Genomic DNA, 24,058 nt, shown 5'->3' with positions numbered 1-24,058 from the left:
ACTCCTACTTACGCTTCTTGCCAGCGTTACGACGACGGACGATGAGCTTGTCGCTCTCTTTGTTGGGGTGACGCGTGCGGCCCTCTTTCTGGCCCCACGGGCTGACCGGGTGGCGTCCACCGGAGGTCTTGCCCTCACCACCACCGTGCGGGTGGTCGACGGGGTTCATCGCGACACCACGGACGGTCGGGCGGACGCCCTTCCAGCGCATGCGGCCGGCCTTGCCCCAGTTGATGTTCGACTGCTCGGCGTTGCCGACCTCGCCGATCGTGGCGCGGCAGCGGGCGTCGACGTTGCGGACCTCGCCCGACGGCAGGCGGAGCTGCGCGTAGGGGCCGTCCTTGGCGACGAGACGCACCGAGGCGCCGGCCGAGCGGGCCATCTTCGCGCCGCCACCGGGCTTGAGCTCGATGGCGTGGATGACGGTACCGACCGGGATGTTCTTGAGCGGCAGGTTGTTGCCGGGCTTGATGTCGGCGCCGGGACCCGACTCGACGACGTCGCCCTGCTTCAGCTTGTTCGGCGCGATGATGTAGCGCTTGGTGCCGTCCAGGAAGTGCAGGAGCGCGATGCGAGCCGTGCGGTTGGGGTCGTACTCGATGTGAGCGACCTTCGCGTTGACGCCGTCCTTGTCGTTGCGACGGAAGTCGATGACACGGTACTGGCGCTTGTGGCCACCACCGATGTGGCGGGTCGTGATGCGGCCGGCGTTGTTGCGACCGCCGGACTTCGAGAGGGGGCGCAGCAGCGACTTCTCGGGCGTCGATCGCGTGATCTCCGCGAAGTCGGCGACCGACGAACCGCGGCGACCCGGGGTCGTGGGCTTGTAGTTACGAATTGCCATGATTTATGCCTCTGCTCCCTAGCCGACAGCCGTGAAGATGTCGATGGAACCGGACTTCAGCGTGACGATGGCGCGCTTGGTATCCTTGCGCTTGCCGGTGCCGAAGCGGGTGCGACGGGTCTTGCCCGTTCGGTTGAGCGTGTTGATGCTGTCGACCTTGACGTCGAAGATCTTCTCGATGGCGAGCTTGATCTCGGTCTTGTTCGAACGCGGGTCCACGAGGAAGGTGTACTTGCCCTGGTCGATCAGGGAGTAGCTCTTCTCGGAGACGACGGGCGCGATGATGACGTCGCGGGGGTCTTTTCCGTAGCCGGTCATGCGGTGGCCTCCTTCTTGGACTTCGAGGCGACGAAGCCGTCGAAGGCGCTCTTCGTGAAGACGATGTCGTCGCTGACGAGGACGTCGTAGGCGTTCAGCTGGTCGAACGTGATCACGTGGACCGTGGGCACGTTGCGGACGCTCTTGAGGGTCAGCGTGTCGTCACGGTCGGTGACGATCAGCACGTGCTTGCTCGAGGCGATCGACGCGAGCAGCTCGAGGGCGACCTTGGTCGAGATCGAGTCGGCGACGAAGCTCTCGACGACGTGGACGCGGGCGCCACGTGCGCGGTCGGACAACGCACCGAGCAGGGCTGCGGCGATCATCTTCTTGGGGGTGCGCTGGGCGTAGTCGCGGGGCTGCGGACCGTGGACGATGCCACCGCCGGTCATCTGAGGAGCGCGGATCGAACCCTGACGGGCGCGGCCGGTGCCCTTCTGCTTGAACGGCTTGCGGCCGGCGCCGGAGACCTCGCCGCGACGCTTGGTCTTGTGCGTGCCCTGACGTGCGGCGGCCTGCTGGGCGACGACGACCTGGTGGATGAGCGGGACGTTCGTGACGACGTCGAACAGCTCGACGGGGAGCTCGACCGTGCTGGTCTTCTGGCCCTTGGCGTCGACGACGTCGACCGAAGCGGCCGATGCGGTAGTGGTGGCCATGAGCTACTTCCCCTTCACGGCGGTGCGGACGAAAACGATGCGGCCACGAGCACCGGGGACGGCGCCCTTGACGAGCAGCAGACCCTTCTCGGCGTCGACGGCGTGCACCGTGAGGTTGAGGATGGTGACGCGCTCGCCACCCATGCGACCGGCCATGCGCATGCCCTTGAAGACACGGCTGGGGGTCGAGGAGGCGCCGATCGAACCCGGCTTGCGGTGGTTGCGGTGTGCACCGTGCGAGGCGCTGACGCCCTTGAAGTTGTGACGCTTCATGACACCGGCGAAGCCCTTGCCCTTGGAGGTGCCGACGACGTCGACCTTCTGGCCGGCCTCGAAGGTGTCGACCGTGAGCTCTTGGCCGAGCGAGTACTCGGCGGCGTCGGCGGTGCGGACCTCGGTGAGGTGACGGCGGGGCGTGACGCCCGCGGCGTCGAAGTGACCCGTGGCGGGCTTGTTCGACTTGCGGGGGTCGATCTGGCCGGCCGCGATCTGGACGGCGGTGTAGCCGTCCTTCTCGACCGAGCGGAGCTGGGTCACGACGTTCGGAGCGATCTCGACGACGGTGACGGGGACGAGCTTGTTGTTCTCGTCCCAGACCTGGGTCATGCCGAGCTTCTTGCCGAGCAGGCCCTTGACGTTCTTGGTGGTGCTGATGGTCATGGTCGCCCCCCTACAGCTTGATCTCGATGTTGACGTCGGCAGGCAGGTCGAGACGCATGAGCGAGTCGACGGCCTTCGGCGTCGGGTCGACGATGTCGATGAGGCGCTTGTGCGTGCGCTTCTCGAAGTGCTCGCGCGAGTCCTTGTACTTGTGGGGCGAACGGATCACGACGACCACGTTCTTCTCGGTCGGGAGCGGCACGGGGCCGACGACCGTAGCGCCCGCGCGGGTGACCGTGTCGACGATCTTGCGCGCGGAAGTGTCGATGACCTCGTGGTCGTACGACTTAAGTCGGATGCGGATCTTCTGTCCCGCCATGTGTGACTCTCTCTCGTTCGGACGTCGCGCACCTCGGGGGCCGCCTGACGCTGTTCGCTGGGCGAACATCTGTTGGCACTACGTGTCTCTCGCGTACCGCTGTTCTTGTGTCAATCCATCTGCCGAAACCGGCCGGTGCCCGCGAGGAAGGACCCGGGGAGGGCCATCTTCGCCACCGCCACCTGCGCCCAGGGCTTCGCCCCGGTTCACCGCGGCCATGGCCACGGCGGTGGTTTCGTTGTGAGATGCGTCCTGCTACCCGCGGCCCAGACGCCTTGCGTCTGTGCACTGCCTGGCAGTGATCCGACACCCGGCGCAGAGGCCGGGCTCGAAATGTTGAACTAGACGATTTTGCCACACGCCTGCATTTGCTGCAACCCGGGCGTGTCGCGGATCTCAGACCGCGTCGACGACCGGTGCCGGGCGGAACCACGGCGGGTAGACGGCCACTCGCGGTGCGGCGTCACCCAGGTCGGCGAGCGTCTCTTTCACGGCGTCACGGACCTTGTCGTTGGGCACGCCCACGAGCGTCACCGACGAGAAGGGGACCGACTCGGGGACGAGCACCTCGGGGCCGAGGAGGTCGGGGTCCTTCAGGCTGAAGCGACGCACCATCGACGACGCGTCGTCGAGTCCGGCGGCGGCGCGCACGCCCTCGACCGCGGCGTCGCCCTCGGTCACCACGAAGTCGTCCCCGAGCGAGGCAACGGGCACGACGAGCATGACGAAGTCGATGGCACGAGCCTGACGGGCCGCGTCGGACCACTCGTAGCCCTCGGCACCCGTCCGGACGGCGTCCCATGCCGTCGCGTGGGGCGACAGCGAGAACGGCACGTGCGCGGCGACCGGCTGGCCGGAGGCGGTCGTGACCGAGGCCCTCAGCGCACGGGTCGCCTCGGAGCTCACGTCGAGCACGGGCGTCGCACCGGCCGTCAGGGCACCGGCCTCGAGGATGGCGGGCAGGTTCGAGACGTGGGTCCAGTGGTAGGCGCGCTGCGTCGAGAACTCGGGGACCGGCGCGGCCGCCGACTGGGCCGCGACGGCGACGGCCGCCGAGTCACGAGCCAGTGCCGGGGTGCTGCGCAGCGACTCCGGCTTGCGGTTGGAGGGGCGGCGGCGGGTGGTGACCGACCGTGCGGCGGCCGAGGGCATGCCGTCCGCGGCGCCCTCCCGCTTGCGGGGAGCGCAGATGTCGCACAACTCTCGCTCGAATCCGTGGATGCACTCGTCAGTCACTGCAGTTGTTCCTTTCGGGCGACCCGAACGGGACGCGACCCTCTAGGTTACGTCACGCCGACGACCGCCACGGGACCGGGAGGCTTCGACGAGCCGGGCCCTCACCGGAAGAGCAAGGCCCTGACCTCGGACTCGGCGGCGTGGACGCGGGCCGGGTCGATCGTCTCGCCGTGCCGGTACGCGTCCACGAGCCGCGGATCCACGTACGACGACTTGGCGACGGCCGGGGTGTTGCCGAGGACGTCGGCGGCGTCGCGCATCGCCTGCGCCACCGACCTCGACTGCCGGGAGGCCGACGCCTGCGGCCCGGAGCGGGCCAGGCTGACGGCGGCGGCGACGGTGCCGTGCAGCGTGCGGAAGTCCTTCGCGGTGAACTCGTCACCCGCGCGTTCCTTCACGTACTCGTTGATCTCGGTCGCTCGCAGCGGGTGCCAGGCCGCGCGCGCCTCCTCCGCTCCCCCGACCTCGGGCCTCCACGCGAGCAACCGGGCCCGCCCACCGCGCCGTTTCAGGCTGCGGACGACGGCGGCGAGGTCGGCGTCCCGGATGTCGGAGTCCCAGTCCTGGCCGCTCTTGCCCGGGAACGCCAGTGCCACGGTGTCACCCGAGACGGTGGCGTGCGCGCAGAGCAGCGTCGACAGCCCGTGGCTGCCGTGCTCCTGGGCGTAGCGTTCGGACCCGACGCGCAACGATCCGGTGTCGAGCATGCGGAAGGCGGCGGCCAGCACGCGGTCGCGTCCGGCACCGGCGACGCGGAGGTCGCGGGTCACGAACCGTCGCGCCGTCGGCAGCGACTCGGCGAGGGCCAGGGCGCGGTCGAACTTGATGCGGTCCTTCTGCTCCCGCCAGGTGGGGTGGTAGATGTACTGGCGCCGTCCGGCGGCGTCGAGACCGGTGGCCTGGATGTGCCCGTTGTCGTACGGCGAGATCCAGACGTCGGTCCAGGCCGGCGGGATGGCCAGGTGCTCGATGCGGCCCCGCAGCTCGGCGTCGGCCACGGCCGTGCCGTCGGCGGTGCGGTACGAGAAACCGCGCCCGGCCCGCACGCGGGTGAGGCCGGGCCGGCTCGAGTCGGTCCTCCGGAGGCGCGGCATCGGTCGAGTGAACACCGCGCGTCACCGAGGGGGCTGGGCGGGGTACAGCGGAGCCCCCGCCCTCGCGCGGGGGCTCCGGAGGTGGCCCTACTGGTTGCCGATCTTCTTGTCGGCCTGTTCTTTCGCCTGCTGGATCTTGTCGGTGTGCTTGCCACCCGTGGCCTTGTCGGCCGCGTTCGCGACGGCGTCGAGGATGTTGTCGCTGACGCCCTCGGCCTTCTCGCTCTTGAGCGCGTCCTGCACCTTGCCGTCTTGCAAGAAAGCCTGGGCCTTCTTGGTGATGTCGTCGAAGCCTGCCATGACGTCCTCTCGTCGCCGCCGGACCGTCCGACGTCACGTCCATCGTGCACCGGGAACGCGAAAGAGGCCAGACCCCAGGGGGCCTGACCTCTTTCGTCGAATCAGCAGTTCTGCGTGAGCAGGACCTACTTCTTGATCTCGGTGACCGTGCCGGCACCGACCGTGCGGCCACCCTCGCGGATGGCGAAGCGCAGACCGGCTTCCATGGCGATCGGCTGGATCAGCTGGACGCTGATCTCGGTCGTGTCGCCGGGCATGACCATCTCGGTGCCCTCGGGCAGCGTGATGACACCCGTGACGTCGGTGGTGCGGAAGTAGAACTGCGGGCGGTAGTTCGCGTAGAACGGGTTGTGACGGCCGCCCTCGTCCTTCGACAGGATGTAGACGTTCGCCTCGAACTCGGTGTGCGGCGTGACCGAACCGGGCTTGACGACGACCTGGCCGCGCTCGACGTCTTCGCGCTTGGTGCCGCGGAGGAGCAGACCGGTGTTGTCGCCGGCCTGAGCCGAGTCGAGCAGCTTGCGGAACATCTCGATGCCGGTGACGGTGGTCTTGACGGTCGGGCGGATGCCGACGATCTCGACCTCTTCGTTGACGTTGAGCTGACCGCGCTCGACACGACCGGTGACGACGGTGCCACGACCGGTGATCGTGAAGACGTCCTCGATGGGCATGAGGAAGGGCTGGTCGGTGGCGCGAACGGGCTCGGGCACGTTCTCGTCGACGGCGTTCATCAGCTCGGCGACCGTCTCGGCCCACTTCTCGTCACCCTCGAGGGCCTTGAGAGCGGAGACCTGGACGATCGGGGCGTTGTCGCCGTCGAACTCCTGGCTCGAGAGCAGCTCGCGGACCTCGAGCTCGACGAGCTCCATGATCTCTTCGTCGTCGACCATGTCGGCCTTGTTCAGCGCGACGACGATGTAGGGCACGCCGACCTGGCGGGCGAGCAGGACGTGCTCACGCGTCTGGGGCATGGGACCGTCGGTGGCGGCGACGACGAGGATCGCGCCGTCCATCTGAGCGGCACCGGTGATCATGTTCTTGACGTAGTCGGCGTGGCCGGGAGCGTCGACGTGAGCGTAGTGGCGCTTCTCGGTCTGGTACTCGACGTGCGAGATGTTGATCGTGATGCCGCGCTGCTTCTCTTCAGGCGAGTTGTCGATCTGGTCGAACGCCGACGCCGTGTTGAGGGTGGGGTACTTGTCGTGCAGGACCTTGGTGATCGCCGCGGTCAGCGTGGTCTTGCCGTGGTCGACGTGACCGATGGTTCCGATGTTGACGTGCGGCTTGGTCCGCTCGAACTTGGCCTTAGCCACTGTGGGTCCTCCTCAGGACTCGGTTGCGGTGCGGCCGGGGGCCGGGTCGATGACCCGGCCTACCGGACGCCCCGCGGATTGGTGTGTGTACATGTTACGCGGTCGTCGGACGACCACGCGGTTCAGGACTATTCGCCCTTGTTCTTCTGGATGATCTCTTCGGCGACGGCCGAGGGCACCTCTTGGTACGACTCGAACGTCATCGAGTAGACGGCCCGGCCCGAGGTCTTCGACCGCAGGTCGCCGACGTAACCGAACATCTCCGACAGCGGCACGCTGGCCCGAACGACCTTCACACCACTGGCGTCTTCCATCGACGAGATCTGCCCGCGACGCGAGCTGAGGTCGCCGATGACGTCGCCCATGTATTCCTCGGGCGTACGGACCTCGACCGCCATGAGCGGCTCGAGGAGAACGGGCTGGGCCTTGCGAGCCGCCTCTTTGTAGGCGATCGACCCAGCGATCTTGAACGCCATCTCGGACGAGTCGACGTCGTGCGCCGCACCGTCGAGCAGCAGGGCGCGGACGCCCACCGTCGGGTACCCGGCGAGCACGCCGACCTGCATGGCGTCCTGGATGCCGGCATCGACCGAGGGGATGTACTCGCGGGGGATGCGGCCACCGGTGACCTTGTTGACGAACTCGTAGGTCGACTCGGCCGTGACCTCGAAGGGCTCGAGGGCGATCTGCACCTTGGCGAACTGACCCGAACCACCGGTCTGCTTCTTGTGGGTGTAGTCGTAGCGCTCGATGCCCTTCTTGAGGGTCTCGCGGTACGCGACCTGGGGCTTGCCCACGTTGGCCTCGACGTTGAACTCGCGCTTCATGCGGTCGACCAGGATGTCGAGGTGGAGCTCGCCCATGCCCTTGATGACCGTCTGGCCCGTCTCGGCGTTGAGCTCGACGCGGAACGTCGGGTCTTCTTCGGCGAGCTTCTGGATGGCCAGCGACAGCTTCTCTTGGTCGGCCTTGGTCTTCGGCTCGATCGCGACCTCGATGACGGGCTCGGGGAACGTCATCGACTCGAGGACGATCTGCTCGGCCGGGTCGCACAGGGTGTCACCGGTGGTGGTGAACTTGAGCCCGATGACGGCGTAGATGTGACCGGCGGTCACGCTGTCGACCGGGTTCTCCTTGTTGGAGTGCATCTGGAAGATCTTGCCGATGCGCTCTTTCTTGTCTTTGGTCGAGTTGATGACCTGGGCGCCGGACTCGATCGAACCCGAGTAGACGCGGACGTAGGTCAGACGACCGAAGAAGGGGTGCACCGCGACCTTGAAGGCCAGAGCCGAGAAGGGCTCGGTCGACTCGGGCTTGCGGATGATGATCTTCTCGGCGTCGCGGACGTCGTGGCCCTCCATCGGAGGCACGTCGAGCGGCGAGGGCAGGTAGTCGATGACCGCGTCGAGCATGGGCTGCACGCCGCGGTTCTTGAAGGCCGAGCCGCAGAAGATCGGGTAGAGCTCGGAGTTGACCGTCATCTTGCGGACGGCGCCCTTGATCTCGGCGATCGTGAGCTCTTCGCCACCGAAGTACTTCTCGAGCAGCACGTCGTCGGACTCGGCGACGGTCTCGAGCAGCTTGGCGCGGTACTCGGCCGCCTTCTCCTTGAGGTCTTCGGGGATCTCTTCGATCTCGTACTTCGCACCCAGCTCGACGTCACCCTTGGCGTCGCCGCGCCACGTGAGGGCACGCATCTCGACCAGGTCGACGACGCCCTCGAACGAGCTCTCGGCACCGATCGGGAGCTGCATCACCAGCGGCTTGGCGCCGAGGCGGTTGATGATCGTGTCGACGGTGAAGTAGAAGTCGGCACCGAGCTTGTCCATCTTGTTGACGAAGCAGATGCGCGGCACGTCGTACTTGTCGGCCTGACGCCAGACGGTCTCGGACTGGGGCTCGACGCCCTCCTTGCCGTCGAAGACGGCGACGGCACCGTCGAGCACGCGGAGCGAACGCTCGACCTCGACCGTGAAGTCGACGTGACCGGGGGTGTCGATGATGTTGATCTGGTTCTTGTTCCAGAAGCAGGTCGTCGCCGCCGAGGTGATCGTGATGCCACGCTCTTGCTCTTGCGCCATCCAGTCCATGGTGGCCGCACCGTCGTGGACCTCACCGATCTTGTGGGTGATGCCCGTGTAGTACAGGATGCGCTCGGTGGTCGTCGTCTTGCCAGCATCGATGTGAGCCATGATGCCGATGTTGCGGACCTTGTTCAGGTCGGTGAGCACGTCCTGTGCCACGGGTTCCTCCGAAGGGGTAGGTGGGGAAGTTGGGGGGACGAGGAGGTGCGGTGCGCGTCGTGCGCACACCGCGCCTCCTCGTGCCGGTTACCAGCGGTAGTGCGCGAAGGCCTTGTTCGACTCGGCCATCTTGTGCGTGTCTTCACGGCGCTTGACAGCGGCGCCGAGACCGTTCGACGCGTCGAGGATCTCGTTCATGAGACGCTCGGTCATCGTCTTCTCGCGACGAGCCTTGGCGTAGCTGGTGAGCCAGCGGAGGGCCAGGGTGTTGGCGCGGTGGGGCTTGACCTCGACGGGGACCTGGTAGGTCGAACCGCCGACGCGGCGCGAGCGGACCTCGAGCGTGGGGCGCACGTTGTCGAGCGCCTTCTTCAGCGTGGCGACCGCGTCTTGGTCGTTCTTGGCGGAGACGCCGGCGAGGGCACCGTAGACGATGCGCTCGGCGAGGCCCTTCTTGCCGTCGAGGAGGATCTTGTTGACGAGCTGGCTGACGATCGGCGCACCGTAGACCGGGTCGGCGACGACAGGGCGCTTGGGAGCGGGTCCTTTACGAGGCATTACTTCTTCTCTGCTTTCGCTCCGTAGCGGCTGCGGGCCTGCTTGCGGTTCTTGACGGCCTGCGTGTCGAGGGCGCCACGGACGATCTTGTAGCGCACACCGGGGAGGTCTTTCACACGACCGCCGCGGACGAGCACCATCGAGTGCTCTTGCAGGTTGTGGCCCTCGCCGGGGATGTAGGCGGTGACCTCGGTGCCGTTGGAGAGCTTGACGCGGGCGACCTTGCGGAGCGCCGAGTTCGGCTTCTTGGGGGTGGTGGTGTACACGCGGGTGCACACCCCACGCTGCTGGGGGTTGGCCTTCAGGGCGGGAGCCTTGGTCTTGACGACCTTCGGCGTGCGTCCCTTGCGGACCAGTTGCTGAATGGTGGGCACTGGTTCTCCTCGTCGGATCTCGACGTCGTTCTCTCGAACGCGCCGAGTCGCGCTGCTCTCGCATCGCTCTGCTCTGTCCGGCTGATCAGCCGGCATCCTCGTCTCGGTGACCGAGACGGTCTGCCCGTCCCGGCCGCGAGGTCGAGGGGGCGATATTCGGGCGCGCGGTCAGGCGCACACCCGAAAGAGCTTATCTTGCGCTAGGGCCTTAATCAAATGGTCACGAGTCGGACGGCCGGGGCTGCGGACGCCCCGGGTCGACGCGTGACACCGCGAGCGTGCCCGCGACCACCAGCCCGGCGCAGACCGCCGATCCGATCACGAACGGCGACACGGCGTACCGCGCCGCGAAGAGCAGCACCCACACGAGCTCCTGGCGCACCAGGCCGTAGACGACTCCCCCGACGACGAGCATCAGGACGTACACGAGGGCCGCGGTGACGATCGACGCGACGAGGAGGTGCGGCGCGGGCCCTCCGGGGCCGGTCGCCTCGTCACCGGTGCCGGTGCGCGTCGCGCCCGCAGCCGTCGGACGGGCGAACACGGCGGGCTGGGCGGGGAACGTGCCCCGCACCTCCGGAGCCCTGTCGTCTCGGGCGTCCGAGAGGGCGGCGGACCGCAGCAGCGAGAGCAGCACGACCAGGACGGCGGCGGCGACCATGAGCGGGCCGAGCAGGGTGCCGGCGTCGGGTTCGTCGATCGGGTCACGGTCGAGCAGCAGGGCCTCGAAGCCCGCGACCATGATGACGAGCGCACCGAACAGCACGGTGCCCATGACGGCGTACACGGCTCGGGACATCCTCCGAGGCTACGCGCCGTGGGGAGGCGTGGTCGCTCGCCGGTGCCCCACGCCGCCACGAAGTGGACACGACGCCACGTTTTCTCGTGGTGGCGTGTCCACTCCATGGTGGCGTGGCACCCGCTGAGTGGGAGGACTGTTCCCGGTGGCCGCTCGGGCTACTCGCCGGCGGCGGTGTCGGAGCTCGTGCCGTCGGTGCCCTCGGCCGTGGTCGTGGGCGTCTCGGCGGCCTGCTCGGCCTGGGTCGCGGCGGCGTCCTGGAGGACGTAGACGAGGCCGCCGACGGTCCACTGGTCGGGGGTGGAACCCGTGTCGCCGCTCTCCGACGAGCCTGCGCTCGCGAAGGTCGTCACCAGGAACAACCGTGAGCCGCCCTGGAGTCTCGAGAGGAAGTCGAGCGCCTGTGCGTACGAACCGCTGATGCTGACCGTGATCGGGATGGACGAGAAGTTCGTCGTCGTGATCTGAGGGTCGGTCACGAGCTGCGGCGCAGTCGGCACCACCGGTGTCGTCGGGTCGCTCGGCGAAGCCGTCTCCGTCTCGTCGGACGAGCCGGCGTCGGTGGTCGTGGCGTCGGCGACGGGTGCCACCGGCGCGTACGCCGCGGCGTCGGCCGACGTGAAGGCCGTGATGGTCGTGCCGGATGCGGACGCCAGGCCGTCGAGTTCGGTCAGGAACGTCGACAGAGACGCCTGCGAGGGAACTGAACTCTGCAGGGTGGCGAGGTCGCCCTTGAGCGTGGACAACCCGGAGTTCGCCGTCTCGAGGCTGGCGAGACCTGAGCGGAGCGTGTCGTTCTGCTGCTCGACGGAGTCCTGCTGGGCCGAAGCCGTCGAGGCGGCCGACAGCTGCGGCTCGACGCCCACCAAGAAACCGAGGACGAGCACCACCACCCCGGTCAGGACCGCAGCGAGCATCTTGATCCGGTTGCTGTCCATGGTCATTCGCCCGTTTCGGTGTCGAAGCGGCTCGTGAAGGCGTCCGCAGTGATGTGCATCGTGATGTCGGCCTTGTAGACGTCGTCTTCGAGCGTCACGGTGCCCGGTTGGGCGTCCGCGTAGCCGGGCAGGGTCGCCAGACCGTTGAGCCAATCGGGGACCGACGGCAAGGTCGGGCTCGTCGCCTGGAAGGTCAAGGTGGCCACCCTCGACCCCTGGAGTGGCGCCGTCGACTGCGCGTACTGCACGAGAGGCGAGGCCTGGTCGAGCGTGACGCTCGTGATCGTCACGCCGATGGGCAGGGTCGCTTGCACCTGGGCGAGGTAGCCGGGCCAGTCGATGTCGGTCGAGCCGCCGACCTTCTGGGCTGCGCCGATGAGGCCGACCTCGTTCTGCGTCGCCCTGACGTCGGCGTACTTCGCCTGCTCCATCAGGAGGGCTTGGGTCTCTCCCTGCGCCACCATGAGCGCGTCCTCGGACTTCATCCGCTCGAGGAAGGCAGCACCCGTGCCGATGCCGACGACGACGGCCACGACGACGACGCCGGCCCAGGCGCGACGCCCGAGCGCGGCTGCACGACGATCCGATCGGACCTCGGGAGGCAGCAGGTCGACGCGGGGCGCGCCTCCCACGGTGATGCCGGTGTCCTTGCCGGTTCTCATGCTGCGCTCCCCAGTGCCAGGCCGAGGGCCACGGTCAGGTCGGTCGACCGCGACCGCAGGGCGGCCTCGTCGAGGTTCTTGGCGAAGCCCACCGTCGCGAACGGGTCGGCGAGGGCGACCGGCAGGCGGGTGACCTCGCTGAGCGCCTCGGGCAGGCCGGGCAGCGAGGCTCCCCCGCCGGCGATCATGATGCCCGCCACGGTCTCGGTCGGGCGCGTGTTCACGTAGTACTGGATGGTGTTGCGGAGGCTGCCGAGCAGCTCGTTGACCGACTCGAAGATGGCGCTCGAGGCGGCCTGCTCGTCGGGCGTCGTGACGGTCGTGGCGAGGCCCCGACCATACTTGATGCCCTCGGCGACCTGGGCCGAGACCTCGAGCTTCGCCGCGACGGCCTGCGTCACGTCGTCGCCGCCCGAGGGGATGATGCGCACGAACTGCGGCACGCCGTCGGCGATCATGATCACCGAGGTCGTGCTGTGGCCGATCTCGACGAGCGCGACCGTGCCCGCGATGCGCGGGCGGGTGACGAGGAGGCGCGTGTTCGAGAACGGGATGAGGTCGACCCCCAGCGTGGTCAGGCCCGCGAGCTTGCTGGCCTGGACGTTGCCGAGGACGGCGTCCTTGACCGCCGCGATGAGCAGCCCGTGGACGACGGGACCGTTCTCGCCGAGCCCCTCGGCGTACGGGTAGAAGTCGAGCAGGGCGTCGGCGACCGGCACCGGCAGCATGTCCTGCACCTGGAACGGCAACATCTCGCGGATGCGTTTGTGCGAGGCCTTGGGCACCGTCATGTCGCGGGCGAGCACACGCTGGTTGCCCATGCCGAGCACGACGCGCTTGCTCTTGAAGCCGCCGGCCGACCACAGCTGCTTCAGCGTGCCGGCGACCGTCTGCGACTCGATGACCTCGCCACGACTCGCCGCGCCCTCGGGCAGGGCGACCTCGCTGAACCGGACGATGGTCGGCTTGGCCTTGTCGACGTCGGCGACCTCGACCGCGCGCACGAAGCGGCTGCCGATGTCGATGCCCACGATGTTCTTGCCCATCAGTTCTGCTCTCTGTCAGCTCGCCGGGTCATGCCAGGCCGAGGAGGGTGAGGTACGCCGTGGCGACGGTGCCGCCGGCGAAGACGCCGACCCAGGCGCCCGCGAGCATCCAGGGTCCGAAGGGGATGCCACCGGTGCGCTGCACGCGCCGGGTGACCAGGAGGACGACGGCGAAGAGGCCGCCCAGCAGGAACGCCGCGAAGGCGCCCACGGCGAACTCGCCCCAGCCGAGCCAGGCGAGGTACAGGCCGAGCACGCCGGCGAGCTTGACGTCGCCGAAGCCCATGCCGCCCGGGTACGACAGGGCCGCGATCAGGTAGAAGGCGAAGAGCGAGGCCAGGCCGATGGCGGCACGGACGAGCGCCGCCCAGTCCCCCACGAGGATGCTCGAGGCGGCCAGGAGCGCGCCGCCGACCGCGTACGACGGCAGCACGATCGCGTTCGGCAGCCGGTGGTGCTCCAGGTCGATCACGGCGAGCGCGACACTCACGCCGGCCAGCCAGAGGAAGGCCACGAGCGAGAGGAGGCGCGACACGAGCGGCAACGCCTCGGTCGGCACGTCGGCGAGCGGCCAGAGCCGGGCGGCGACGAGCACGAAGAACAGGCCGGTGGCCAGCTCGACGATCGGGTATCGGGCCGAGATGGACGTGCGGCAGTCGCGGCACTTGCCACCGAGGGCGAGCCAGCTGACCACGGGCACGTTGTCCCGGCGACGGATCGGCGTCGAGCAGCCGGGGCAAGCACTCGCCGGGCGAGCGACCGAGAGGCCGGCGGGCACGCGGTACACGACGACGTTGAGGAACGAGCCGATCAGGAGGCCGAAACCGCCGGCCACGAGCGCGGCGACGAGCCACGGAGCGGAGGCCATCAGTTGGTGTTCCCGTCAGCTTTGTAGCCCGCTTTGACCTCGGACATGGTGGTGATGCCGTAGACGGTGGTCACAGGGTTCAGGAACTTCGGTGGGGACAGATACTTGAGCCTGCTGTCGTAGACGTAGTTCTTGATGTAGCCGTTGGCGCCGCGACTCACGACACCGCGGTACTTCTGCCCCAATGCCCCTTTGACGGTCAGGGTGCCCCGCTGGCCACCCGTGTCGTAGTTCTGCACGGTGAAGCTGTGACCGACCGAGATGATCGCGGCGTTGATCTCACGGTTCGTGTTGCCGAGCAGGGACGTCGAGCCCGAGACGGGGTTCCAGACCCACGCCGTGTTGGTCGGCGCAAGGCCCAGAACGTCCTTGTTGGGGTCGACGTAGGTCACGTCACCCGTGACGTAGAGGTAGTTCATGGGCGCGATGGTCAGCTGACCCGACAGCCGGCCCTTGACGAAGACGTCGCCGTTGCGCGAGCCGTATGCGCAGGGCCCCGTACCCGTGACGGACTCTTGCGTCGACGTCGACGTCGACGGCGGGGTCTCGTTCGCCAATGGATAGCCGACACCGTTGTTCGTGCACGTGGCCGGGGCGGACAGGGCAGAGGAGTAGTTCTTGTCGGAGGAGGAGATCGGCACGTCCTGCACGTAGATGACCCGTCCCGTGGGGACGTCGAAGGTGGCTCCCGCGGGCGAGCCGAGTCCCCCCGATCCCGAACCCACGGTGCCGCAGAGGGCCGGCGTGCCGCCACCGGTCGCGCCGTCGCCGGTCGTCTGCGTCAGCTTCGTGAGAGGTGACTTGACGGTCATCGTGCCGTTGGCGTTGAAGACGATGTCGGTCGGCCCCGTGTAGAGACAGCCGGGCGTGGGCACTTCGGTCGGCAGGTCGCTTCGCGTCTGGCGGATCAATTTCGTGTTGGTGTCGGGCAGGCCGATCGTCGACCGGCGCTCGGGCGCGCTCGTGCCGGTGCGGAACGAGGCACCGGTGCACAGCGTGTTGTTGGAATCGCGCGGCGTGTAGCTGGCCCCGGCGGACGCGGGCGTGGCGGTCGTGACGACCTTGGGGAAGGACGCCGCGCAGATGCGCATCGTGTCGTTCGAGTGGGCATCGCCGTTGACGACGTCGTTGCCGCCGAACGCGATCTCGCCGCAGCCTGTCGAGGGCCGCCCCTCCCAGGCGTGTTTGAGGCAGCTCGCCCCGACGCCGGAGTGCTGAGGGTCGATCGTCTCGTAGTCGGTGAAGTAGAGGTAGTCGGTGAAGCCCTGCTGACGGATGTCGGCCGTGACCGAACGCACCTGCGTGCCCACCTTGCCCGTGGACCGCACGCGCAGCGTGCCGGTCGTCGAGAAGGCCGAGTTGTCGACCTCGTACCGGTACTGCGCGGTCCCGCCACTGCCCGCGACGGTGGCCCAGGTACCGGAGGCGCCGTAGCCGAACGCCTTGTTCTCGGTCGTGCCGGTGGGCAGCAGCAGCGTCGTGCTGGTCGTGCTGAAAGGTGCTCGCTTGTCTCCGTACTGCGCATAGCTCGAGTCGTTCGACAGCCGCGCCTGGTACTCCTCGATGCCGGCGTAGGCGGCGCTCATCGCGCCGTTCCAGTCCTGTTCGGTGTCGGCCTTCCGCAAGCCGCCGGTGGCGACGGTCAAGGCGGTGGCGACCATCACCACGAGGACCATGCCGAAGATCAGGGCGATGGCCATGGCCATGCCCTGGTCGTCGCGACCGAGGGAGTCGAGCCGGAGTCGAGCACGGAGCCGCATCACGGCGTCACCGCCGAGGGGAAGAGGTTGGTGAGGAGCACGACGCTGGACAAGGTGACGTCGTCGTCGGTGCCCGGGCTCGCGCCTGCCACCGAGAGGGTGATCGACACGCTCGCGACGGACTTCTCCTGATCGTCGGTCAGCAAGCCGTTGGCCTGAGGGAGCAGCTGTTGTCCGGCGACGTCGTAGTAGCGGAAGAGCGGCGTCGGAATGACGGCCACGGGTGTCGCGAGCGTTCGCGAGGACGTGGCCCCGGAGAATTCCCAGAACGTGCTCGAGACCGAGACGGATTGCGTGGTCGTCTCGACGAGTCGCCGGGTCGTCGCGTCGACACGGTAGCTGGTCTGCTGCGGCTTGTTCACGGAGCCGCTCAGGTTGACCGCCGAGATGAGCGTCATCGAATCCGTCCCCGCGACGGAGAACGAGGGGGCGAGGGTCGTCGAGTTGGGCACGGGGTTGTTCGCCGCGGCCCGGACGACCCGGGACATCGAGTCGAGACCGTTGGTCGCCTCGCGAGTCGCCTGGTCGATGGTGCGGGCCTGCGACGTGGCGCGGGCCAACGACGAGAAGGTGCCCGTGACCACGGTCAGGACGACACCGAGGATCATGATGGCCACGATGAGTTCGGCGAGGCTGACGCCGTCGTCAGCGCGAACGCGTGACGCAGGTGCGACCCGGATCGGCGGCCGGCCGTTCACGGAGCGGTCCTCGGGTCGACGACGACGGTGTTCGAGGTCGATGCCGACGGCTTGAGCACGCCCAGCAGGCTGCCGATCAGCGTGCCGATCGTCACGTCCTTGAGCGACGACGTCGTCGGGCCGCTCTTGACGAACCACGTGCCGTACGGCAGGGCGACGGTGGCCGTCGTGCCGTTGCCCGTCCGGGTGAAGTTGAGGGTCTGACCGATGGCGCACCCGGGGTCGCCGTTCTGCCCGAGGGTCGAGACGGCCCGGATGGTCCTGTCGCCGTTGCCGACGTTGAGCGTCACGACACCCATCGGAACGGGAGCTGCAGCGGTCTTGCTCGACAGCGGGTCGGGCACGGCGATCGCCTGACGCTTGCCGGTCTTGCCGTCAGCCGTCGCCGGCCACGACGCCGGGTCCGGGGACAGGCAGCTGCCACCGGCGGCACCCGTCGGCGCGTAGGTGCCGGCGAAGACCTGATAGCCCGTCGCGGTCGGGAAGAGGTACTGGTCGGTGACCCGCGTCGGTGCCACGTAGCGACGGCCGTCGGACGAGAGGTAGGTCGTGGTCAGGTCGGTGGGGAGCAGCGCCTGACCGGAATAGTTGGTGGCGTAGGTCGGCCGATAGGTGTCGGCGGCCGCGTACGAGAACAGGGCGCTGGCCGTGTCACCCGCGCTCACGACGACCGTCTGCACCGGATCGGCCGCCTGATCACGATCGCGGTAGGGCGTGCCGTCGGCCCGTGAGAGGGTCACCGTGTAGGTGCCCGGCTGGACCTTCGTGGCGAACGAGCAGCCGTCGGTGTCGGTCGGATCGGGTGACGAGTCGGCCGACAGGGCCGACGCCGTGTTGCCGGTGAGGGACGCCGTGGCGATGGTGACCACGACACCTGCCGAGCCCGCACCGGTCTGGTCGAGCACGGAGATCAGGATCGTCCCGGTCGAGGGGTCGTTGATCTTGCTGACCGGGGCGAGGATCGTGTCGGCGCGGACGGGGGTGGTGGAGGTGCGCTGGCCCGTCCACGTGACGGAGACGTTCACGCGCTTGTAGAAGAGTGAACCGTTACCCGACTGTCCCGGGGTGGCACATTGCGAGTCGACCCCACCGGTGGTGACCCAGCTCGCCGTGCGCTTGACGGTGAAGGTCGTCCCGTTCAGCTCCTGGGTGGTCGAGGCGTTGGTCACGAGGAAGACGTCCGCGGCACCACGGGCCTTGTCGATCGCCTGCGACGCGAGGTTCGCGGCGACCACCCGAGAGCGGTTGTCGCTCGTCATGGACAGGACGGTGCCGACGGCGATGATCGACCCGGTGGTGATGACGGTGAAGACCAGCAGGGCGACGATCACCTCGACGAGCGAGAGGCCGGCGTCGCGGTCGGCCGGGTCGGTCGGTCGCAGACGGTCACTGAGTCGCTGGAACAAGGTGGTTCACCTCCTGGTCGGATCAGGTGTCTCGAGAAGAGAATCGGCCGGGTCGAGGCTGAGAGAGCCCCGACCCGACCGGCGTCGAGTAGGTCAGCAGCCGCCGGAGACGACCGCGGAGGACTCCGTGATGCTGAACGTGTTGTTGGCCGTGCTCGTGGCCTGGATGCAGAACGTCGTTGCCCCAGCGCCGGGAGCCGTCTTGTACGTGATGGCACCCGAGTTGTCGCTCTTCGTGAAGCCGTACTTGCCGAGTTCGGCCTGCGCCGGCAGCAGCTTCTGGCCGGTGGTCGAACCGTCGGGCAGCGCGCCCTTGTCGGTCTGGTAGGCGATGAGGGCGGTCTTGGCGTTCGACAGGTCGCTCTTCGCCGACGAGTCCTTGGCGTTGTTCTGCACACCCAGGTACACCGGGATGGCGATCGCGGCGAGGATGCCGATGATGATGACGACGACGAGGAGCTCGATCAGGGTGAAGCCCTTGTCCTTGTCTTCGGCGAGGTTCTGGCGGCGGGCGCTGAGCTTGCCCATGAGGGTGAAGTACATGTCGCTGGTCCTGTTCGGTCGGGTGCGGGAGTGGTTGTCTCGGTGATCGGGTGGGCGGTCACTGAGCTCCGCCGAGATCGATGGTGCCACCTGAGAAAGTGCCCCAGAATCCCTTGGAAGGGGGGTTTTCGAGTGCGACACGGCCCCAGTTCGGGTATCCCCCGAAAGGCCGAAAACCGCCGGTCAGCACCCGTTCGCGGGGTAGACCGGGTCGTCGCCGAGGGCCCGGCACGCGAAGGAGGCGCGAGCCGGCCTCGTGAGCCGGCCCACGCCTCCTGCGGGGTCGCCTGGTGCGTTACTTGATCAGCGACGTGATCTGGAAGATGGGCAGGTACAGCGCCACGATCATGCCGCCGACGACGACGCCCAGGAAGGCGATCAGCAGGGGCTCGATCAGGGCCGTCAGCGACTCGGTGGTCGACTTGACCTCTTGGTCGTAGAAGTCGGCGACCTTCTCGAGCATCGTCTGCAGCGAACCCGAGTCCTCGCCGACCGAGATCATCTGCGTGACCATCGACGGGAACACGCCCGACTCGGTCAACGGACCGGCGATGGACTCGCCCTGCCGCACCGACTCGGCCACCTTGACCAGCGCCTCCTCGAGCACGTAGTTGCCCGAGACCTCGCCCACGATCCGCAGCGCGGTGAGGATCGGCACGCCGGCCCCGATCATGTTCGAGAAGTTGCGGCTGAAGCGCGCGATGGCGATCTTGCGCAACAGCGCGCCGAACACGGGCAGCTTCAGCTTCAGCGGGTCGAGGAACGCCCGCACCTTAATCGAGTTCTTGTTCGTCCGCCACCAGATCGAGAACGCGATGCCCACGACGACGGCGACCGGCACGACCACCGGCATCGCCCGCGAGGCGTAGACGAGCATCATCGTCGGCAGGGGCAGCTGCCCGCCGAGGTTCGTGAACATGTCCTGGAAGATCGGCACGATGAAGAGCAGCATCACGACGACCGCGACGAGCGACATGACGAGCACGACGACGGGGTAGGTCATGGCCGACTTGATCGTCGACCGCAGCGCCACCTCTTTCTCGAAGTTCTCGGCCGTCGACTCGAGCGCCTTGTCGAGGAACCCGCCGGTCTCGCCCGCCTTGATCATGTTGATCATCAGCGGCGGGAAGTCCTTGTCGTGCTTGCCGACGGCGTCCGAGAACGAGACGCCCGTCTCGACGTCGTCGCGGACCTCGGCCATGATCTTGGCCAGCCGCTTGTTGTCGACCTGGTCGGCGAGGATCGTCAGGGTGCGCAGCAGCGACAGGCCCGAGCCGATCATGGTCGCCATCTGGCGCGACATGACCGCGATGTCCTTCATCTTGACCGAGCGGTCGCCGAGGCCGGGGATCGACACCTCACGCTGAAGGCCCGTGCCGGCGCCGGCCTCGCTGATCGAGATCGGTTGCACGCCCATCGTGCGCAGGCGGGTGATGACCGCGCCCTCGCTCGAGGCGTCGACCTTGCCCTTGACGACCTTGCCGGCCCCGTCGCGCCCCTTGTAGGCGTAGGCGACTGCGCCGGCCATCAGGCGGCCCCGCCCGAGAACGAGTCGCCGAAGTCGATGCCGCTGTCGAGGCCCTGGCTCTCGGACTTGTTGATCACGCGCGTCACGAGGCGGTCGAACCCTTCGCGGTCGTGCACCTTCTCCATCGCGGCCTTGTGCGTCACCACGCCGGTGTTCACCAGGTCGGCGAGCTTCTGGTCCATGGTGTGCATGCCGAGGTCACGGCCCGCCTGCATCGACGAGGCGATCTGGTACGTCTTGCCCTCGCGCACGAGGTTGCCGATGGCGGGGGTCATCATCATGATCTCGGTCGCCACGACCCGGCCGCGGCCGCTCGCCTTGGGCAGCAGCGTCTGGCAGACGACGCCCTGCAGCGTCGAGGCGAGCTGCGTGCGCACCTGGTCCTGCTGGTACGGCGGGAACACGTCGATGACGCGGTCGATGGTCTGCGCCGCGCTCTGCGTGTGGAGGGTGGCGAACACGAGGTGGCCGGTCTCGGCGGCCGTCAGCGCGACCGAGATGGTCTCGAGGTCGCGGAGCTCGCCGATCAGGATGACGTCGGGGTCCTGCCGCAGCACGTGCTTGAGCGCCGCCGCGAAGCTGTGCGTGTCGTGGCCGACCTCGCGCTGGTTGACGAGCGACTTCTTGTGCTGGTGCATGAACTCGATCGGGTCCTCGACCGTCACGATGTGGTCGGCCCGCGTGCGGTTGACCAGGTCGATCAGAGCGGCGAGGGTCGTCGACTTGCCCGACCCCGTGGGGCCCGTGACGAGTACCAGGCCACGCGGCAGCTTGGCGAAGGTCGACACCGACTCGGGCACGCCCAGATCGCCGAGCTGCTTGATCTCGGTCGGGATGAGTCGGAACGCCGCCCCCAGCGAGCCGCGCTGCTGGTAGAAGTTCACGCGGAACCGCGACTCGTCCGAGAGCGAGTACGCGAAGTCGAGCTCGAGCTCGTCGTCGAAGCGCTGCTGCTGCTCGGGGGTCAACAGGCTCTCGAGTGCCGTGCGCACGATCGCTGCATCCCACACGGCACCACCGGTCAGGGCGGGTCGCAGGTCGCCGTCGACCCGGATCGTCGGCATCGCGTCGGTCGTGACGTGCAGGTCGGAGGCGTTCTGCAGCACGACCTGGATCAGTGCCGAGACCAGGCCGGCGTGCGCGTGGTCGCGCGGGTGGCGGTGCAGCTCGATGCCGTGGAAGTCGGCCGTGTGCTCGGGCGTCGTGAGGGCCGCGGTCGGCTCGTCTGCGGCGACGTGCTGCGGGGCCGGGGCGTCCCAGGCCGACGCTCCCGTCGGGCTGGCCGGGGCGACCTCGGCCGACGGGAAGACGACCCCGGCGGCGGCGAACGGGGAGGCCGCCGTGCCGGGCGTCGCCGAGGCCGCACCGGTGGGCGCCGTGGACGCGAGGTCCGTCGCCGTACCGGCCCGCGCCTCCTGCATGGGGGTGGCCTGAGCCCGGGAGGCGCGGATCGGGTCGTCGAAGCGCGGGTCGACCCAGCCGGGTCGCGTCGCCGAGGGCAGCACGTGGCCGGCGGGCGGCGGGCTGAGCGGTGCCGGGGCCGTCGCCGCCGGCGCGGCCACCGAGGACGGGGCTGCGGCGGACGACGGGGTCGCCGACGGCCGGGGCAGCACGGGCGAGGGCCCGGTGTCGGGGACGAGCAGGGCCTCCTGGTCGGCGAGTGCGGCCTTGTCGACCAGCGCCTCGGCCAGGCGGGCGGCCCGACGGCTCGACGGTGCGCGGGTGGGCGTCCAGCCCATGACCGGGTCCTGACCGCCGTCGAGGCTGTAGACGGGCGACGGGGCGACGGCACCGGGCGAGGCGGGGGCCGGCGGGAACGACGACGAGGCGGACGGGTCGGCCGGGGTGGCCGACGACGCCGTGGCGGTGGCCGTCGTCGACGACCGCACCTCGTTGCCCGGGCGGCCGGGCGTCCAGCCCGCCAGGGCGGCGGCCTCGGCGGCCGCGTCGTCGGGGATGTCGTAGATCGAAGCGCTCATGCGAGAGCCCCCTCGTGGTCGGTCCGGACTCGGCCGGAGGCGGGCGTCACGCGACGACCCGCAAGATCTCTTCGACGCTGGTGAGGCCGAGCTTGGCCTTCTCCCAGCCGTCCTGACGCAGGCTCAACATGCCCTGCTCGCGGGCGACCCGGCCGATCTCGGCGCTGGACGCGCGGCTCACCGCGAGCCGCTCGATGTCTTCGGAGACGCTCATCACCTCGTGCAGGGCGATGCGGCCGCGGTACCCGGTGTTGGAGCACTGCTGGCAGCCGACGGGCTGGTACACCGTCGGGTTCTCGTCGGGCTCGACCCGGAACTTCAGGTGCGCGAGCTGCAGCGGCGAGTAAGCCGTGGGCGTCTTGCACCGGTCGCAGAGCCGACGCGCCAGGCGCTGGGCGACGACGCAGTCGATCGCCGACCCGACCAGGAACGGCTCGATGCCCATCTCGGTGAGCCGGGTGATGGCACTCGGCGCGTCGTTGGTGTGCAGGGTGCTCAGCACGAGGTGACCGGTGAGGGACGCCTCGATCGCGATCTGGGCCGTCTCGTGGTCGCGGATCTCACCGAGCAGCACGACGTCGGGGTCGGACCGCAGGATGCTGCGCAGGGCGCTCGCGAAGGTCAGGCCCGCCTTGGGGTTGACCTGCACCTGGTTGATGCCCCTCATGCGGTACTCGACCGGGTCCTCGACCGTGATGACGTTGATCTCGGGGCGGGCCACGGCGTTCAGCGTCGTGTAGAGCGTCGTCGACTTGCCCGACCCCGTGGGGCCGGTGACGAGGATCATGCCGTACGGCTTCGAGTACGACTCGGCGTAGACGTCGAAGTTGCGCTCGAGCAGGTTGAGGTCGCGCAGGCTCATCGACGTGTTCGAGTTGTCGAGGATGCGCATGACGACCTTCTCGCCCCACACGGTCGGCAGCGTCGCCACGCGCAGGTCGATCTGGCGGCCTCCGTGGCGCACCGACATGCGGCCGTCCTGCGGTTTGCGGCGCTCGGCGATGTCGATCTCGCTCATGATCTTGAGTCGCGAGATGACGCCGTTCTGGATCGCCTTCGGCGCCGGCTGCATCTCGTGCAGCACACCGTCGATGCGGTAGCGGATGCGCACGTCGGTCTCGGACGGCTCGATGTGGATGTCCGAGGCGTGGTCGGTGATCGCCTGGCTGACGAGCAGGTTCACGAAGCGCACGATCGGCACGTCGTCGTCGGGGCCGTCCGTGATGTCGGCCGTCGTCTCGTGCGCCTTCTCCTCTTCGAGGGTCGACGTGAGGTCGTTCAGCTCGTCGTCGGCCCGCAGGTACCGGTCGATCGCGGCGCGCAGGTCGTTCTTCTCGGCGACGACGGGGTCGACGCCCATGCGGAGGCCGGCGCGGACGTCGTCGATGGCGAACACGTCGCCCGGGTCCTCCATGGCGAGGATCAGCGCGCCGTCGCGCACCCCGATCGGCAGCACCTTGTGGCGGCGGCAGACGGCCGCGGGCACCATCGTCACGGCCGACCGGTCCACCGGGTAGTCGATCAGCTCGACGAAGTCGAGGTCGGCTGCCGTCGCCCGCGCACGGGCCACCTGCATCTCGGTGACGACCCCTCGCGACAGCAGGTCGCGGATCGAGGCTTCCTCCTCGGCGGGGCCGCGCGGGATCACGTCGAGCTGCTCGATCGGCAACAGCCCGTGCAAGATCAGGATCTCGGTCATGGAAGCCACGCGTACCTCCTCGGAAGTACAGGGCCTCGGGGGTAGGACGACGAGGCCGTTCGACGCTCGGGGTCGGGACCGAGCTTGCCTCACGCTACGGCCGGGGCGTCGTCGCCGACACGTCCCAGAGCGGGTGCCCCTCGAAGGGGTGCAGGCCTCCCGGGGGCACGACGAAGGGCCCCGGGCCGCACGAGGTGCGGGACGGGGCCCT

24 protein-coding genes are annotated in these 24,058 nt (G+C 68.6%); all 24 read right to left on the bottom strand.

Going from position 1 to position 24,058, the window contains the following annotated elements; all coding sequences use genetic code 11:
- Window positions 1-4: 4 nt before the first annotated feature.
- Window positions 5-844 carry a 50S ribosomal protein L2 gene (gene rplB / locus ITJ55_RS08240; protein ID WP_056259718.1) on the bottom strand — a complete coding sequence of 280 codons (840 nt, stop codon included), beginning with the start codon at window positions 842-844 and terminating at the stop codon, window positions 5-7.
- Window positions 845-862: 18 nt separating this feature from the next.
- The gene (rplW, locus tag ITJ55_RS08235) at window positions 863-1,162 is read right to left on the bottom strand and encodes a 50S ribosomal protein L23 (RefSeq protein WP_056259719.1); all 300 of its coding nucleotides are present in this window, start codon (window positions 1,160-1,162) and stop codon (window positions 863-865) included.
- Complete coding sequence (gene rplD, locus ITJ55_RS08230; RefSeq protein ID WP_194594977.1) at window positions 1,159-1,821, bottom strand: 50S ribosomal protein L4; 663 nt, start codon at window positions 1,819-1,821, stop codon at window positions 1,159-1,161. The genes rplW and rplD overlap by 4 nt, the downstream gene beginning before the upstream one ends.
- Window positions 1,822-1,824: 3 nt before the next feature.
- On the bottom strand, window positions 1,825-2,475 hold the full coding sequence (rplC, locus tag ITJ55_RS08225) for a 50S ribosomal protein L3 (protein WP_194595577.1): 651 nt from the start codon (window positions 2,473-2,475) through the stop codon (window positions 1,825-1,827).
- A 16-nt stretch (window positions 2,476-2,491) separates the two neighbouring features.
- Window positions 2,492-2,800 (bottom strand): 30S ribosomal protein S10, encoded by a 309-nt coding sequence (gene rpsJ, locus ITJ55_RS08220; RefSeq protein WP_043593369.1) that lies wholly within the window; start codon window positions 2,798-2,800, stop codon window positions 2,492-2,494.
- A gap of 396 nt (window positions 2,801-3,196) precedes the next feature.
- Window positions 3,197-4,036, bottom strand: coding sequence for a DarT ssDNA thymidine ADP-ribosyltransferase family protein (locus ITJ55_RS08215; protein ID WP_194594976.1), 840 nt, complete (start codon window positions 4,034-4,036; stop codon window positions 3,197-3,199).
- Window positions 4,037-4,137: 101 nt separating this feature from the next.
- Window positions 4,138-5,130, bottom strand: coding sequence for a DNA topoisomerase IB (locus ITJ55_RS08210; RefSeq protein ID WP_194594975.1), 993 nt, complete (start codon window positions 5,128-5,130; stop codon window positions 4,138-4,140).
- A gap of 87 nt (window positions 5,131-5,217) precedes the next feature.
- Window positions 5,218-5,430, bottom strand: coding sequence for an Rv0909 family putative TA system antitoxin (locus ITJ55_RS08205; protein ID WP_056259729.1), 213 nt, complete (start codon window positions 5,428-5,430; stop codon window positions 5,218-5,220).
- Between the two features lie 125 nt (window positions 5,431-5,555).
- Window positions 5,556-6,746: an elongation factor Tu gene (gene tuf, locus ITJ55_RS08200; protein WP_056259730.1), complete on the bottom strand. Its 1,191-nt coding sequence runs from the start codon at window positions 6,744-6,746 to the stop codon at window positions 5,556-5,558.
- 128 nt (window positions 6,747-6,874) lie between these two features.
- Window positions 6,875-8,989, bottom strand: coding sequence for an elongation factor G (fusA, locus tag ITJ55_RS08195; protein ID WP_056259732.1), 2,115 nt, complete (start codon window positions 8,987-8,989; stop codon window positions 6,875-6,877).
- A gap of 87 nt (window positions 8,990-9,076) precedes the next feature.
- The gene (gene rpsG, locus ITJ55_RS08190; RefSeq protein ID WP_055799861.1) at window positions 9,077-9,547 is read right to left on the bottom strand and encodes a 30S ribosomal protein S7; all 471 of its coding nucleotides are present in this window, start codon (window positions 9,545-9,547) and stop codon (window positions 9,077-9,079) included.
- A complete protein-coding gene (gene rpsL, locus ITJ55_RS08185) occupies window positions 9,547-9,921 on the bottom strand; it encodes a 30S ribosomal protein S12 (protein ID WP_056043579.1) in 375 nt (124 codons plus the stop codon). Before rpsL ends, rpsG begins: the two co-directional genes overlap by 1 nt.
- 220 nt (window positions 9,922-10,141) lie before the next feature.
- Entirely contained in the window at window positions 10,142-10,720 is a 579-nt protein-coding gene (locus tag ITJ55_RS08180; protein WP_194594974.1) for a DUF6121 family protein, read from the bottom strand.
- A gap of 158 nt (window positions 10,721-10,878) precedes the next feature.
- Window positions 10,879-11,658 (bottom strand): hypothetical protein, encoded by a 780-nt coding sequence (locus ITJ55_RS08175; protein ID WP_194594973.1) that lies wholly within the window; start codon window positions 11,656-11,658, stop codon window positions 10,879-10,881.
- 2 nt (window positions 11,659-11,660) lie between these two features.
- The gene (locus ITJ55_RS08170; protein ID WP_194594972.1) at window positions 11,661-12,320 is read right to left on the bottom strand and encodes a hypothetical protein; all 660 of its coding nucleotides are present in this window, start codon (window positions 12,318-12,320) and stop codon (window positions 11,661-11,663) included.
- Window positions 12,317-13,366, bottom strand: coding sequence for a type IV pilus assembly protein PilM (gene pilM, locus ITJ55_RS08165; protein ID WP_194594971.1), 1,050 nt, complete (start codon window positions 13,364-13,366; stop codon window positions 12,317-12,319). Before pilM ends, ITJ55_RS08170 begins: the two co-directional genes overlap by 4 nt.
- A gap of 28 nt (window positions 13,367-13,394) precedes the next feature.
- A complete protein-coding gene (locus tag ITJ55_RS08160; RefSeq protein WP_194594970.1) occupies window positions 13,395-14,234 on the bottom strand; it encodes an A24 family peptidase in 840 nt (279 codons plus the stop codon).
- Window positions 14,234-15,940, bottom strand: a complete 1,707-nt coding sequence (locus ITJ55_RS08155) for a hypothetical protein (RefSeq protein WP_228498079.1) — start codon at window positions 15,938-15,940, stop codon at window positions 14,234-14,236. The genes ITJ55_RS08160 and ITJ55_RS08155 overlap by 1 nt, the downstream gene beginning before the upstream one ends.
- Window positions 15,941-15,993: 53 nt before the next feature.
- Window positions 15,994-16,692, bottom strand: coding sequence for a prepilin-type N-terminal cleavage/methylation domain-containing protein (locus ITJ55_RS08150; protein ID WP_194594969.1), 699 nt, complete (start codon window positions 16,690-16,692; stop codon window positions 15,994-15,996).
- Complete coding sequence (locus ITJ55_RS08145; RefSeq protein WP_194594968.1) at window positions 16,689-18,098, bottom strand: type II secretion system protein; 1,410 nt, start codon at window positions 18,096-18,098, stop codon at window positions 16,689-16,691. The genes ITJ55_RS08150 and ITJ55_RS08145 overlap by 4 nt, the downstream gene beginning before the upstream one ends.
- 93 nt (window positions 18,099-18,191) lie before the next feature.
- Entirely contained in the window at window positions 18,192-18,641 is a 450-nt protein-coding gene (locus tag ITJ55_RS16510; protein ID WP_370544079.1) for a type II secretion system protein, read from the bottom strand.
- A 295-nt stretch (window positions 18,642-18,936) separates the two neighbouring features.
- On the bottom strand, window positions 18,937-20,169 hold the full coding sequence (locus ITJ55_RS08135) for a type II secretion system F family protein (protein ID WP_194594967.1): 1,233 nt from the start codon (window positions 20,167-20,169) through the stop codon (window positions 18,937-18,939).
- Window positions 20,169-22,148 (bottom strand): type IV pilus twitching motility protein PilT, encoded by a 1,980-nt coding sequence (locus ITJ55_RS16370; protein ID WP_305038563.1) that lies wholly within the window; start codon window positions 22,146-22,148, stop codon window positions 20,169-20,171. Before ITJ55_RS16370 ends, ITJ55_RS08135 begins: the two co-directional genes overlap by 1 nt.
- Window positions 22,149-22,194: 46 nt before the next feature.
- On the bottom strand, window positions 22,195-23,856 hold the full coding sequence (locus tag ITJ55_RS08125) for an ATPase, T2SS/T4P/T4SS family (protein ID WP_194594966.1): 1,662 nt from the start codon (window positions 23,854-23,856) through the stop codon (window positions 22,195-22,197).
- Window positions 23,857-24,058: the final 202 nt, after the last annotated feature.

This window comes from Frigoribacterium sp. VKM Ac-1396, from assembly GCF_015350895.1.
Taxonomy (GTDB): domain Bacteria; phylum Actinomycetota; class Actinomycetes; order Actinomycetales; family Microbacteriaceae; genus Frigoribacterium.
The sequence above is the reverse complement of the archived record's forward strand: the minus strand, read 5'-3'. Positions and strand labels throughout refer to the sequence as shown.

What these genes read in the sequence shown, in the direction of transcription:
- ITJ55_RS08155 (WP_228498079.1), bottom strand. Translation starts at nt 15,940, where the DNA reads ATGGCCATGGCCATCGCCCTGATCTTCGGCATGGTCCTCGTGGTGATG.
- ITJ55_RS16510 (WP_370544079.1), bottom strand. Translation starts at nt 18,641, where the DNA reads ATGTACTTCACCCTCATGGGCAAGCTCAGCGCCCGCCGCCAGAACCTC.
- ITJ55_RS08180 (WP_194594974.1), bottom strand. Translation starts at nt 10,720, where the DNA reads ATGTCCCGAGCCGTGTACGCCGTCATGGGCACCGTGCTGTTCGGTGCG.
- ITJ55_RS08160 (WP_194594970.1), bottom strand. Translation starts at nt 14,234, where the DNA reads ATGGCCTCCGCTCCGTGGCTCGTCGCCGCGCTCGTGGCCGGCGGTTTC.
- rpsJ (WP_043593369.1), bottom strand. Translation starts at nt 2,800, where the DNA reads ATGGCGGGACAGAAGATCCGCATCCGACTTAAGTCGTACGACCACGAG.
- rplD (WP_194594977.1), bottom strand. Translation starts at nt 1,821, where the DNA reads ATGGCCACCACTACCGCATCGGCCGCTTCGGTCGACGTCGTCGACGCC.
- ITJ55_RS08205 (WP_056259729.1), bottom strand. Translation starts at nt 5,430, where the DNA reads ATGGCAGGCTTCGACGACATCACCAAGAAGGCCCAGGCTTTCTTGCAA.
- ITJ55_RS16370 (WP_305038563.1), bottom strand. Translation starts at nt 22,148, where the DNA reads ATGAGCGCTTCGATCTACGACATCCCCGACGACGCGGCCGCCGAGGCC.
- rplB (WP_056259718.1), bottom strand. Translation starts at nt 844, where the DNA reads ATGGCAATTCGTAACTACAAGCCCACGACCCCGGGTCGCCGCGGTTCG.
- pilM (WP_194594971.1), bottom strand. Translation starts at nt 13,366, where the DNA reads ATGGGCAAGAACATCGTGGGCATCGACATCGGCAGCCGCTTCGTGCGC.
- rpsG (WP_055799861.1), bottom strand. Translation starts at nt 9,547, where the DNA reads ATGCCTCGTAAAGGACCCGCTCCCAAGCGCCCTGTCGTCGCCGACCCG.
- ITJ55_RS08175 (WP_194594973.1), bottom strand. Translation starts at nt 11,658, where the DNA reads ATGGACAGCAACCGGATCAAGATGCTCGCTGCGGTCCTGACCGGGGTG.
- ITJ55_RS08210 (WP_194594975.1), bottom strand. Translation starts at nt 5,130, where the DNA reads ATGCCGCGCCTCCGGAGGACCGACTCGAGCCGGCCCGGCCTCACCCGC.
- ITJ55_RS08135 (WP_194594967.1), bottom strand. Translation starts at nt 20,169, where the DNA reads ATGGCCGGCGCAGTCGCCTACGCCTACAAGGGGCGCGACGGGGCCGGC.
- rplW (WP_056259719.1), bottom strand. Translation starts at nt 1,162, where the DNA reads ATGACCGGCTACGGAAAAGACCCCCGCGACGTCATCATCGCGCCCGTC.
- ITJ55_RS08170 (WP_194594972.1), bottom strand. Translation starts at nt 12,320, where the DNA reads ATGAGAACCGGCAAGGACACCGGCATCACCGTGGGAGGCGCGCCCCGC.